Source organism: Massilia horti, from assembly GCF_004614195.1.
GTDB classification, from domain to species: domain Bacteria; phylum Pseudomonadota; class Gammaproteobacteria; order Burkholderiales; family Burkholderiaceae_D; genus Telluria; species Telluria horti.
Window position 1 is genome coordinate 33,380 of record NZ_SPUM01000140.1, and the last position, 11,655, is coordinate 45,034.

General features: G+C 64.4%; 8 protein-coding genes. 1 reads left to right on the plus strand and 7 read right to left on the minus strand.

Translation table 11 applies throughout. The annotated features are described in order from the left end of the window. Positions 1–18: 18 nt before the first annotated feature. The 3 genes from E4O92_RS21675 to E4O92_RS21685 form a co-directional block, all read right to left on the minus strand. The gene (locus tag E4O92_RS21675; protein ID WP_135191746.1) at positions 19–2,169 is read right to left on the minus strand and encodes a DUF4214 domain-containing protein; all 2,151 of its coding nucleotides are present in this window, start codon (positions 2,167–2,169) and stop codon (positions 19–21) included. A 92-nt stretch (positions 2,170–2,261) separates the two neighbouring features. Then, positions 2,262–4,322 (minus strand): UvrD-helicase domain-containing protein, encoded by a 2,061-nt coding sequence (locus tag E4O92_RS21680; protein WP_135191747.1) that lies wholly within the window; start codon positions 4,320–4,322, stop codon positions 2,262–2,264. Positions 4,323–4,433: 111 nt separating this feature from the next. After that, positions 4,434–5,303 (minus strand): hypothetical protein, encoded by an 870-nt coding sequence (locus E4O92_RS21685; protein ID WP_135191748.1) that lies wholly within the window; start codon positions 5,301–5,303, stop codon positions 4,434–4,436. A 170-nt stretch (positions 5,304–5,473) separates the two neighbouring features. On the opposite strand from E4O92_RS21685, the gene E4O92_RS21690 reads away from it, so the two are divergent. After that, the gene (locus E4O92_RS21690; RefSeq protein WP_135191749.1) at positions 5,474–5,953 is read left to right on the plus strand and encodes an SRPBCC family protein; all 480 of its coding nucleotides are present in this window, start codon (positions 5,474–5,476) and stop codon (positions 5,951–5,953) included. Between the two features lie 5 nt (positions 5,954–5,958). Here E4O92_RS21690 and E4O92_RS21695 read toward each other — a convergent pair whose 3' ends face one another. The 4 genes from E4O92_RS21695 to hemE form a co-directional block, all read right to left on the minus strand. Further along, entirely contained in the window at positions 5,959–7,398 is a 1,440-nt protein-coding gene (locus E4O92_RS21695) for a dihydrolipoyl dehydrogenase (protein ID WP_135191750.1), read from the minus strand. A 265-nt stretch (positions 7,399–7,663) separates the two neighbouring features. Beyond that, positions 7,664–7,897 (minus strand): hypothetical protein, encoded by a 234-nt coding sequence (locus E4O92_RS21700; RefSeq protein WP_135191751.1) that lies wholly within the window; start codon positions 7,895–7,897, stop codon positions 7,664–7,666. Between the two features lie 70 nt (positions 7,898–7,967). After that, the gene (locus tag E4O92_RS21705; protein ID WP_135191752.1) at positions 7,968–9,980 is read right to left on the minus strand and encodes a primosomal protein N'; all 2,013 of its coding nucleotides are present in this window, start codon (positions 9,978–9,980) and stop codon (positions 7,968–7,970) included. Between the two features lie 533 nt (positions 9,981–10,513). Further along, the gene (hemE, locus tag E4O92_RS21710; RefSeq protein WP_135191753.1) at positions 10,514–11,596 is read right to left on the minus strand and encodes a uroporphyrinogen decarboxylase; all 1,083 of its coding nucleotides are present in this window, start codon (positions 11,594–11,596) and stop codon (positions 10,514–10,516) included. Positions 11,597–11,655: the final 59 nt, after the last annotated feature.

Genomic DNA, 11,655 nt, shown 5'->3' on the forward strand with positions numbered 1-11,655 from the left:
ACGCGGCACGGCTGGCCGCTAGCCGAAGTACGGCATGTAGTTGATGCCGTTCTGGATGCTGCCGATCACCTGCGCCTGGTTCTCCGGGCTTTCGCTGAAGGAAGCCAGCACTTCGGCACGGGTCACATTGTGCAAAGCATCGAGCCACCACTGGAAACCTTCACCATCCGGCTCGCGGTGCAGCACGTGATGGTACAGCTGGGTGAGGAAGTTTTCGTCTGAAAGATCGGCCCCGTACTTGTCAAGGTACTCCTGGCTGGTCAGGAAGGACTCGGCGACATGATAGAGCGTGACGCCGTTATCCAATGCTTGCATCCAGAATCCAAGGCCATCAAGGTCCGGGGCGCGGTCGAACGCGGCGCGGTACAGGCGATAAGCCTGGCCGGCCGCGCCGTCGATGTCCAGCGCCAGCCAGGTATCGTCGCCGAAATGGAGGCGTTCGACGTTGATCAGCCGGTCCTGTGTGCCGGCGTTGTCGGTCACCACCACGCCGAGCGCGTCGCGCGCAATCGTGTAGCTGGCGGGCGCGCCGCTGTAATTGACCGTATCGAGCCCCACGCCACCGTCGTAGGCGTGGCTGCCCGGACCGAGCGACACCACGTCGTTGCCGTCGGTGCCGTTGCCGTTCAGGGCGCTCGAGATCGAGAACGCGAGGTTCGCGGTCGCGCTGGTCGCGTTGTCCGCCAGGTCGACCGAGAGCACCTGCACGTCATAGGCGCCATCAGGCAGCGGAGCCGGGCTCAGCTTCCAGTTGCCGTGCGCATCGACCGTCGTGCGCCCGATTTCCTTGTGGTCGCTGCTGCGCACCAGCTCGATGGTGGCGCCTGCCTCACCGGTTCCGAAAAATACCGGCTGGTTGCTGCCGGCCGTACTGGCCACGCTGGCGGTCGGAATGGCGGGCGGGGTCGCGTCGATGTTGAAGACGACGCTGGCGCTGGCCTTTGATGTGTAGCCGGCGGCGTCGGTGGCCTTGGCGTACACGGAATAATTCAGGCCATCCGCGAACGGCGTCGTGACCACCTGCCAGATGCCGCTGGCGTCGGCCTTGGTCGTGGCCACCACCTTGTCGCCATAATAGACGGTGACGGTGGCATTGGCCTGGGCCTCGCCGCTGACCGTCGGTGCATTGCCCTTCGCATAGCCAGCCGCGTTCAGGCTGACCGTGAGCTTGGGCGGCGCCGGCGGCGCGGCGGGGCTTAGCGCCTGGGCGAGCTGGTAGGTGCCATCGCTGAAGCGGAATAATTCGATCGAGCGCAAGATGTCGATGCCGTCGATTCCACTTCGCACCAGCAAGTCGCCGTTGGCAAACTGGCTGAAGGTGTAGTCGCTGCGCGGGCCACGGAAAACCACCGTGTCGATGCCGTCGCCGCCGTCAATGAAGTCGTTGCCGCCGTCGCCCTCGAGGATGTCGTCGTATGGTGTGCCGATCAGGATGTCGGCGCCGCTGGTGCCCGTGAAGTAGCGAGCGCCGGTGGTCGAGTTGATGCCGACCGCGCCGCGCAGGCCGTCGCCGCCATACAACCAGTTCAGGGCCGCAATGTCATACTGGCTGTACGTGGTGTGCGGGGCGCCCCACACGGTGTACGACATGAGCGTGTTGTCGATGTTGTCCAAAAACTTCGGCAGCACCGGGGTGTCGGCCGGGTCGTCGGCCTCGAGGAAAGGATGCTTGAGGCCGAGCGCGTGGCCCAGTTCGTGCAGCAACGTCTCGTAGCCGAAGCCGCCCGGCGTCAGGTTGCTGTTGTAGGCGTACCACTCCATGTTGTCCAGGTAGACGTAGGCGTTGGCCTGGTAGGTGCCGAGCTCGTTGGTGATTCTGTTGTAGCTGTATCCGGCGTTCCAGCTGCACTCGCCGGCCGTCTTCGGTCCGGCGATATCCTTGTAGGCAAAGTGAATTTGCGCGGCGTTTCCGTTGTCCGTCAGGGCAAACTGGATCCCGGTGATTTGGGTGAGGTAGTCCAGTGCGGTGATCACGCACGCCTGTTGGGCGGCGTTGAACGCCTCCAGCCCGGCCGTCCCGGCCTCGGTCCCGGCGGTGATCGAAAAGGTGTAGAACAGGGTATTGTTGGTACCGGTCTGGTAATTCCAGCCGGGGCCCTTGCTGAGCAAGGCGTCGATATACCAGAGCCCGGACAGTGGCGGGGTGCGGACGTCGGAAACGGTTGCCATCTAGTTGCCTTTTTGAAATAATTTCTTGAGGGAATTATTTCTTGCTATTTGGCAAAAGTCAACCAGGATTTGTAACCGCTCCGGCTAGCGCGCTAGGCTTTGGGGGTGGCAAGCAGTGCCTTCAGGTTGGCCAAGCGCTCCTTCGGCGTCAGCACTTCCGTTTCCTTGGGCGGCGCGTCGCCTTCGTCCAGCGCCATCTCCTTGATGAAGCGCGACGGTTCGCAATTGACCAGTTCGCCTGCGCGCTTGCGGCGCTTGCACCAGGTGATATGCAGGCTGCGCTGGGCACGCGTGATGCCCACGTACATCAGGCGCCGCTCTTCCTGAATGCGCGCGGCGATCGACTCGACCGACGCGTCGGGGTCGCCCTTGTGCGGCAGAATCCCTTCCTCGCAGCCGACCAGGTACACGTGCGGATACTCCAGGCCTTTGGATGCATGCAGGGTCGACATGCGCACCGCGTCGGGCTCCTCGTCCTGGCCTTCCAGCATCGACATCAGGGCCACCATCTGCGTCAGTTCCAGCAGGTTCTTTTCCTCGCCGTCGCGCTCGCGGCCGCCGCGGCCGCGGTCCTTGAGCCAGTTGGTGAACTCGAGCACGTTCTGCCACTTGCCCTGGGCGGCGCGGTCGTCGAAGCTTTCGTACAGGTAGTGCTCGTAGTTGATCTCTTTCATCATATCGTCAAGCAACTCGGCCGCGTTGTCGCCGCTGCCCGACGGTCCCGGGCGCGTGGCGCGGTCTTCCAGCGCATTGATCCAGTGGCAGAACTCGCGCAGCGGAATCAGCTGGCGGTCCTGCAGCGTGGCTTCGATACCACCCTTCAAGGCGGCCTCGAACAGCGAACAGTTCCACTGCTTGGAAAATTCGCCCAGCTTTTCCAGCGTGGTCATGCCGACCCCGCGCTTGGGGGTGGTGATGGCGCGGATGAAGGCCGGGTCGTCGTCCTGGTTGGCGATCAGGCGCAGGTAGGCGATGATGTCCTTGATCTCGGCCTTGTCGAAAAAGCTCTGCCCGCCCGAAATCGTGTACGGGATGCGCTCCTTGCGCAGCGCCTGTTCGATCACGCGCGCCTGATGGTTGCCGCGATACAGGATCGCGAAATCGGACCACTTGTTCTTGCGCTGGAAATGGTCGGCCGAGATCATGATCGCCACCTGGTCGGCCTCCTGATCGTCGTTCTGCATGCCGAGTACCTGGATCGGTTCGCCCAGGCCGTGCTCGGACCACAGCGATTTTTCGAACAGCTTGGGATTGTTCCCGATCACCGCGTTGGCCGCCTGCAGGATGCGCGTGGTCGAGCGGTAGTTCTGTTCGAGCTTGATCACCTGCAGGTCCGGAAAGTCGGTCTGCAGCGTCTTGAGGTTTTCCACCGACGCGCCGCGCCAGGCGTAGATCGCCTGGTCGTCGTCGCCCACGGCGGTGAACATCGGCTTCTTGCCCAGGCCCGTGACCAGCAGCTTGACCAGCTCGTACTGGCAGGTGTTGGTGTCCTGGTACTCGTCCATCAACAGGTAGCGCAGGCGGCGCTGCCAGCGGTCGCGGATCGGTTCGTTATTGCGAAACAGCTCCACCGGCAGGCGGATCAGGTCGTCGAAGTCGACCGCCTGGTAAGCCTGCAGGGTCGCCAGGTAGCTGCGGTAGACGCGCGCGGCCTGGGCTTCGTCCTCATCCTTGGCATTCCTGATCGCGACCTCGGGGTCGACCAGGCCGTTCTTCCACAGTGAGATCGCGGTCTGGATGCGGCGGATCTCCTGCTTGTCGGTGGTGATCGCCAAATCCGAGACGACGGTGTAGCAGTCGTCGCTGTCCATGATCGAGAACTTGTCCTTCAGGCCCACCCCGGCCGCTTCCTGGCGCAGGATCTTCACCCCCAGCGAGTGAAAGGTCGAGACCGTCAGCTGCTTGGCCTGCTTGGGCTGCTTGAGCAGCTTGCCGATCCGCTCCTGCATCTCGACCGCCGCCTTGTTGGTGAACGTGAGCGCGGCGATGGTGCGCGGGTCGTAGCCGCGGTCTTCGATCATGTACGCGATCTTCTGGGTGATCACGCGCGTCTTGCCCGAGCCGGCGCCGGCCAGCACCAGGCAGGGGCCGTCGAGATACAACACGGCTTCGCTTTGCGGCCCGTTCAGGCCGAACTTCGGTGCGTTGGACATGGGAAATTTCGTGGAGGGTAGCCCTGCATTCTAACGAATTCAGGGCTGTCGCGCTAAAACGGCCTGCGTGAAAAAGCCGCCATGCACTGTTCCCAATGCCGCCGCAATGGCTCAGCCGAAGCGCGCCAGGTACTGGTCGAGCAGGCCGGGCAGGTGCGGCGCGTAGCGGGCCAGCTCGGCCTCGCTGTGCGGCGACTGCCAGTCGTCCTTCCACATGACCCGTTCGCCGCCCGGCACCGCCAGCCCGCCCAGCACGTGTTCCTCCCGCCGGTAGTCGCACACCACGCCCCAGTGAAAGTCGCGCCGGTAGCCCCGGCGCACGTTGCCCAGCCCAAAATCGACAATGACCGCCTCGTCGATGATGCAGGCGGCGTGGCCGTCGATCTGGCCCGGCGAGGCCAAGCCCTGCCCGCCCAGCAGGTAGCGCAGCTTGTCACGGGTGATCTCGACGTAGCATGAGGCCACGCGCGCGGTATGCCCGTGCGCCTCGGCCAGTCGTGCGACAAGCGAGGCCATGAGGAAGCAAACCGCGCCGAAGTTATGCAGGTACAGCCAGCCCATGTCGTAGACGCGGTCGTACAACGACTGCGCGAACGCGGCCAGCTCCGGATCGCTGGCGGCCACCAGCAGCTGCTCGCTGCGCAGGTTCTGGCGCACGATGAACCGGCTTTCGAACTCGCGGCCGTACTGGTCGAGCAACGCGACGAAGCGGCCGGTGGGGCGCACCGCGGTGCTGTCGTCGAGCTCGACCAGGTCGGCCTCGGCCATGCGGCGCACGTGGGCAAGCACCTGGTCCGGTGGATACGGCAGGCCACCTGCCAGCGTGTCGAAGGGAAGGTCGTGCCCGGAGGCCAGGTCGTTACCCAATTTGAGGAACAGGTCGTAGCCGAGCATCGAATCGGTGCAGGGGACGTGTTCGACCACCCAATTACGCACCTGTACGACGCTTTGCACCAGAGGGGGGACGCGATCAATTTGCATACGTGATAATTGTTAAACTTTCAAGTTACCAAATGTTTCGCATAGTTTGCCTTAAAAGAAAATTTCTTTACGTAAATTTTTGTATCAATGTAATACAGCATCCTGCTGGCGTCCCCAAGGCGCGCAATCGGTTACCATCGCAGCTTCGCGCCGTTTTGAGAGTACGCACCATGAAATTCGAACACCTGATTGAAATTAACGACCCGAAGAACCCCCTGATCGAGGCGATCACGCGCGAACAGCTCTGGCGCGGGCTGGTGCTGCGCGCCGAGTCGCCGACCACGTTCATGCCGCAGCTGGACGATTGCGTGGTCAAAGAGCGCAGCGAGAGCGGCTTCACGCGCAGCCTGCACTTTGGCGACCTGGTGGTGCGCGACAAGGTATTCCTGACGCCGCTGCAGCAGGTGCGCTACGAGGTGCCGGCCCAGGGCGAGATCAGCGCCTCGACGCTGACCATGACGATCGAGGCCCCGGTCGAAGGCGCACTGCTGGTGCGCTTTTGCTACGACGACGGGCATGACGCGCTGGCCGATGCAGCCAACGAGATGTATGACGAATTCAGGAAATCGGCCTACCAGGAAGCTGACATCGACACCATCCGCATCCTGCGCGAACTGGCGGCGCAAGGAAAGCTCGACGCAAACCACTGACCGGGTCAGGTACCCGGCTCCGAGTCGGCCGCGTCGACCCCGGACTCGCCCCTGACCAGATTGGCCGCCAAGTCGCGCAGGGCAGTGCGCACGCCCTCCTCGACCACCGGATGGTAGAACGGCATGGCCAGCATCTGCTGCACGCACATCCCCGCCTGGCAGGCCCATGCCAGCGTGTGCGCCAGGTGCTCGGCACGTGGCGCAATCATTTCCGCCCCCAGGAAGCGCCCGCTTCCGTACTCCCCATACACGCGCAGCAGCCCGCGGTTCTGCAGCATGACCCGGCTGCGGCCCTGGTTCTCGAACGAGGCCGCGCCCACCGCAAATTTCGGCATGCCGCAGGCGCACAGCGCGCGGTAGCCTTCGCCCAGTACGGCGATGTTCGGCTCGGTGAAGGCGATCGTCAGCGGCGTGCGGCGCAGGCCCGGGCGCACGTCCGGGTAGCGGCCTGCATTCTCGCCCGCGATCTTGCCCTGGTCGGCCGCCTCCGGCAGCACCGGCCGCTCGTCGCTGGCGTCGCCCGCGATGAAGATATGGCTCGAGCCGCACTGCATCGTGCGGCTGTCGAACAGCGGCACCCCGTTCGCGCCAAGCGCAAGGCCGGTGTGCTCCAGGCCCAGGTTCGCCACGTTCGGCGTGCGCCCGGCCGCCACCAGCACGTAGCGAAAGCGCTCGGTGGACTCCTTGCCCAGCGCATCGGCCCAGGTCAGCGCCACCTGCCCGTCCTCCTGCGCGGCGCGCACCATCCGGGTCTGCAAGCCAAGGGCCAGCTCGCGCGCAAACAGGCGGGTGGCGGTGTGCAGCACCGCGGGGTCGGTCAACTGGGCCATGCTGCCGCCGCGCGCGAACAGCGTCACGCGTACGCCGAGCCGTGACAGCGCCTGGCCCAGTTCCAGCCCGATCACGCCGGTGCCGATCACCGCCACCGATTCCGGCAGCTCGGTCAAGTCGAAGAGATCGTCACTGGTGATGACTCCTGGTCCGCCGCCCACAAGCTCGGGCAGGCGAACCGGCGACGAGCCGGTCGCGATCACGACCCGTGCCGCCTCGATCAACGTATGCTCATCCACCTGCAGCGCTTGCGGGCCCGTGAAGCGCGCGCGGCCGCGCAGCTTGTCGGCAGCCGGGATGTCGTCCATACCGTCCAGCACAAAGCCGACAAAACGGTCGCGTTCGCGCTGCACGCGCTCCATTACCGCGCGGCCGTCGACGCGGATTGTGCCGGCGTGCACGCCAAAGGCGGCGGCCGCATGCAGCATGTGCGCCGCCTCACTGGCCGCGATCAGGAGCTTGCTCGGCATGCAGCCGACCCGGGCGCAGGTGGTGCCGTAAGGGCCGTTTTCGATGAGCACGGTGCGCGCACCCTGGGCCCGGGCGGCGCGGTAGGCCGACAGGCCGGCGGTGCCGGCGCCGATCACGGCGACATCGACGTTCAGCTTGTTCACGTTGCCTCCGAGGTCGTTTCAAAAAGAGTGGCGTAGACTCTGACCGGTGGCGTAGGGGGCGCGCGGCCGGCGAGGACCTGTGCGCACGCGGTCACGGCATACTGACTTGCGGCTGATGCTCCTCTACGCGGCATTCGCGAACCGCGTGCGCACAGGTGCGCACCCTACGCCTCCGACCGGACGATACGCCTTTTTCGCGCTTTGCGCTCTCAAGCGTGTCGCCGGTCGGACCCGACCGGGGAAGGACGTGCATTTGATCGAGGGCCTATTCGATCACGAACCGGAACGTGATGTCGAACCCCCATGCCGGATCGATCCCTGCCGGCTTCGGGTAGCGCTGCAGCGCGCGCTGCGACACCTGCTTGAGGTTGTCCACGAAGGTACCGGTCGATTTGCGCTCAAGCTTGACGTCGCGATTGAAGATGCCTTCGAGCTTGAATTCCTTGGTATTGCCCGACATGAGCTCGATGCGGTCCATTCCGGGCATGAAGCGCAGCACGTAGTCACCGCCTCCAGTGTGCTTTTTTCATGCGGAACTTCTGATTCATTGTTTCTTGCTTTTTGCGTTCTTAAATATCCACAGGGTCGACCTCGAGCGACCAGCGCACGCGCGATGTTTTCATCTCGCGCAGCTCCACGACCCAGGCCTTGAGGAAAGCCTGCAGCGCGGGGCGCGAAGCCGATTCGACCAGCAACTGGGCGCGTTCCACGTTGTGCACGCGCGTCATGGTCATCGGGATCGGGTCGTTGATGACTATGGCGTCCGCGGCCAGGCAGTCGCGCGCCGCCGTGAGGAAAGCGATCGCGTCGGCCAGCTCGCGCGCCTCGGCGCGCAGCAGCGCCTGGTACATGAACGGCGGCAGCGCAGCCTGGCGGCGCTCCTCCAGCAGGCCACATGCAAAGCGGTCATAGTCGTGCCGCGTCACCGCCGCGTACAGTGGATGGCTAGCGTACCGGGTCTGAACCAGCACTTCGCTTTCGCCACCGCCCGCGCGCCCTGCGCGGCCCGCGACCTGCATCAGTTGCGCGAACAGTCGCTCGCTGGCGCGGTAGTCCTGCGAGAACAGCGCGGTGTCCGGGTTGAGGATGCCCACCAGGGTCAGGCGCTTGAAGTCGTGCCCTTTTGCGACCATCTGGGTGCCGACCAGGATGTCGACCTCGCCCCGGTGCACCGTATCGAACGCCGCCTGGGCGCTGCCTTTGCGCCTGGTGGAGTCGGCGTCGATACGCAAGATGCGCGCCTCGGGGAACATCTGCTGCAGGCCTTCCTCGACGCGCTGGGTGCCGCGCCCCAGCGGCTGCAGGTCGACGTTGCCGCAGGTCGGGCAGGATCGCGGGATGCGCAGCTCCAGGCTGCAGTGGTGGCAGCGCAGGCGGTGTTCAGGCTTGTGCAGCACCATGAACGAGGTGCAGCGGGTGCAGTTGCTGATCCAGCCGCAGGCATCGCAGCAGATCACGGGGGCGTAACCACGCCGGTTCAGGAACAGCAGCGACTGTTCGCCGCGCTCCAGGCGCTGGCGCAGCGCGGCGAGCAGCTGGCTGGTAAGCCCGTCGCGCGGGCGGTCGCGTTCCATGTCCAGCAGGCGCACGCGTGGCAGCACCGCGTCCTTCACGGCGCGTTCGCGCAGCTCCAGCATCCGATAGCGTTTGGTGCGCGCGTGGTGCCAGGTCTCGAGCGACGGCGTGGCAGAACCGAGCACGATCGGAATCGCGAGCTGGTGCGCGCGCCACACCGCAAGGTCGCGCGCCGAGTAGCGCAGGCCTTCCTGCTGCTTGTACGAGGGGTCGTGCTCCTCGTCGATCACGATCAGCTTCAGGTTCGGCAGCGAGGCCAGGATCGCGAGCCGCGTGCCCAGGATGATGCGCGCGCGGCCCTGGTGCGCCGAGAGCCAGTTCAGCAGGCGCTCGCCCTCCGACAGGCTGCTGTGCAGCGTCGCCAGTTCAAGGCCGGGAAAGCGCGCGCGGATGTTCGCTTCCAGCTGCGGCGTGAGGTTGATCTCGGGGACCAGGATCAGGATCTGCGCATCAATCTCGCGCGCCAGCACCTGCGCGCAAGCCTGCAGGTAGACCTCGGTCTTGCCGCTGCCGGTCACGCCGTACAGCAGCGTTGGGGTAAAGCCCTGGGCCGAGCCGATTGCATCCGCTGCCTGCTGCTGCGCGGTGTTCAGTACCGGCATGCCGGCCGGGGTTGGGTCGTGGCGCGCCTCTTGATTGGAGAGCTTCTTGAGCGCGCGATCCAGCGCCACGGTCTTGGGCACGCGCAGGTTCTTGGGCAGTGCCGGCAGCGCCACCTCTCCCAGCGGCCGCTGGTAATAGTCGGCGGCAAAGCGGGCCAGCGCCAGCCAGCGTTCGGGCAGCGGCGCCAGCTGGCTGCGCACGGCCAGGGCATCCTTGAGCTTGTCCGGCGGGACGTCCGTTTCCTGCTTGACCGCGACGATCAGCCCCACGACCTCGCGCCGGCCGAAGCTGACCAGCGCCAGCTGCCCGACGGCCGGCTCGTGCCCCGGCTCGCATGGCCAGCGGTAGTCGAAGCAGCTGTCGAGCGGTGTGTCGAGCGCGATTTGGAGGATGCAGTGGGACACTTGTCAGGTCTGGTTGGCTACTGTGGAAAACTTTGTGAACAATGGAAGGCTTGACCGAGGTGAAAGTTTACGTTAAGTCAAACAGCGCACATTCCAAGGAGAAATCAAGATTTTTTTCCTGTTTATTTTCAATGACTTGCAAAAGTCTCCGAAGAGAGTGCCGCAACCAGCTTCGCTTGGCAGTCGCTGTGCATAAGTCCGTAAGTTTTTGTTGAGAACATCGTGCGTTGCAACAGGAACATTAGTCTTATCTTACAAAACCTGCGCTAAGTCCCGGTAAACGCTGGACTTTTTCAACTTATGCCTCCCGGCTGTTGATAACTTTGTGAACAAGGAACTGGAAACCTGCCCGCCTCGCCTCACCGCGTCTTTCCCGGCACTGGGAGGAGCACTGGGGAAAAACGTAAAAACCTAGAAAAATCAAGCAGTTACAAAAACAACGCAATACCTGTACATTTCCACAGGCTAGAATTGCTGCCTTTCGCAACGTGTGAATAAGTGTGATTTTGCTGCGGCGCGCAGCCCCCGCATATTCAGCCAGCCCGCTGCTGGCGGCTGAAGCTGTGCACAGCCTCGACCATGGCGCTGACCGATTCGGGCGGGGTGAACTGCGAAATGCCGTGGCCGAGGTTGAACACATGGCCATGCCCTGCCGCCGGCTTGCCGTAGGCGGTGAGCGAGCGCTCCACTTCGGCGCGGATCTGCTCCGGCTCGGCGAACAGGATCGCGGGGTCCAGGTTGCCCTGCAACGCCACCCGGTCGCCAACCAGGGCGCGCGCGCGGCCAAGGTTCACCGTCCAATCCAGGCCAAGCGCGTCAGCGCCGATGCCGGCCATCTCGTCGAGCCACAAGCCACCGCCCTTGGTGAACACGATCACCGGGATGCGCACGCCATCCTTTTCGCGCTGCAGGCCGCTCACGATCTGCTGCATGTACTTCAGTGAGAATTCCTGGTACGCGCCGTCGGCCAGCGCCCCGCCCCATGAATCGAAGATCATCACTGCCTGTGCGCCGGCGTCGATCTGCGCGTTCAGGTACTGGGTCACCGCCTGCGCGTTCACGTCCAGCACGCGATGCATCAGGTCCGGGCGCGCGTACAGCATCTTTTTAATCGTGTGGAATTCACGCGAACCGCCGCCTTCGACCATGTAGCACGCCAGCGTCCATGGGCTGCCCGAAAAACCGATCAGCGGCACCCGTCCGTTCAGGGCGGTGCGGATCTGGGTGACCGCGTTGAACACATAGTCGAGCGATTCCATGCTCGGAACCCGCAGCGCGTTGACCTCGGCCTCGCTGCGCACCACGCGCTCGAACTTGGGACCCTCGCCGTCGGCGAAATACAGGCCCAGGCCCATGGCGTCGGGCACGGTCAGGATGTCGGAGAACAGGATCGCCGCGTCCAGCGGATAGCGGTCGATCGGCTGCAGCGTCACCTCGGTGCAGAAATCCGGGCTCTTCGCCAGCCCCATGAACGAGCCGGCCTGCTTCCGCGTGGCGCGGTACTCCGGCAGGTAGCGGCCCGCCTGCCGCATCAGCCAAACAGGGGTGTAATCGGTCGGCTGGCGCAGCAGCGCGCGCAGGAAAGTGTCGTTCTGGAGCGGGGCAAATTGTGGCATGGCGGGCAATAGAAGACGTAGGGAAACCCTTATTATCGCATCCTCCGGTGCGCACTTAT

Coding starts and splice junctions, on each gene's coding strand:
- E4O92_RS21690 (WP_135191749.1), top strand. CDS start 5,474: ATGAAATTCGAACACCTGATTGAAATTAACGACCCGAAGAACCCCCTG.
- E4O92_RS21685 (WP_135191748.1), bottom strand. CDS start 5,303: ATGCAAATTGATCGCGTCCCCCCTCTGGTGCAAAGCGTCGTACAGGTG.
- hemE (WP_135191753.1), bottom strand. CDS start 11,596: ATGCCACAATTTGCCCCGCTCCAGAACGACACTTTCCTGCGCGCGCTG.
- E4O92_RS21680 (WP_135191747.1), bottom strand. CDS start 4,322: ATGTCCAACGCACCGAAGTTCGGCCTGAACGGGCCGCAAAGCGAAGCC.
- E4O92_RS21675 (WP_135191746.1), bottom strand. CDS start 2,169: ATGGCAACCGTTTCCGACGTCCGCACCCCGCCACTGTCCGGGCTCTGG.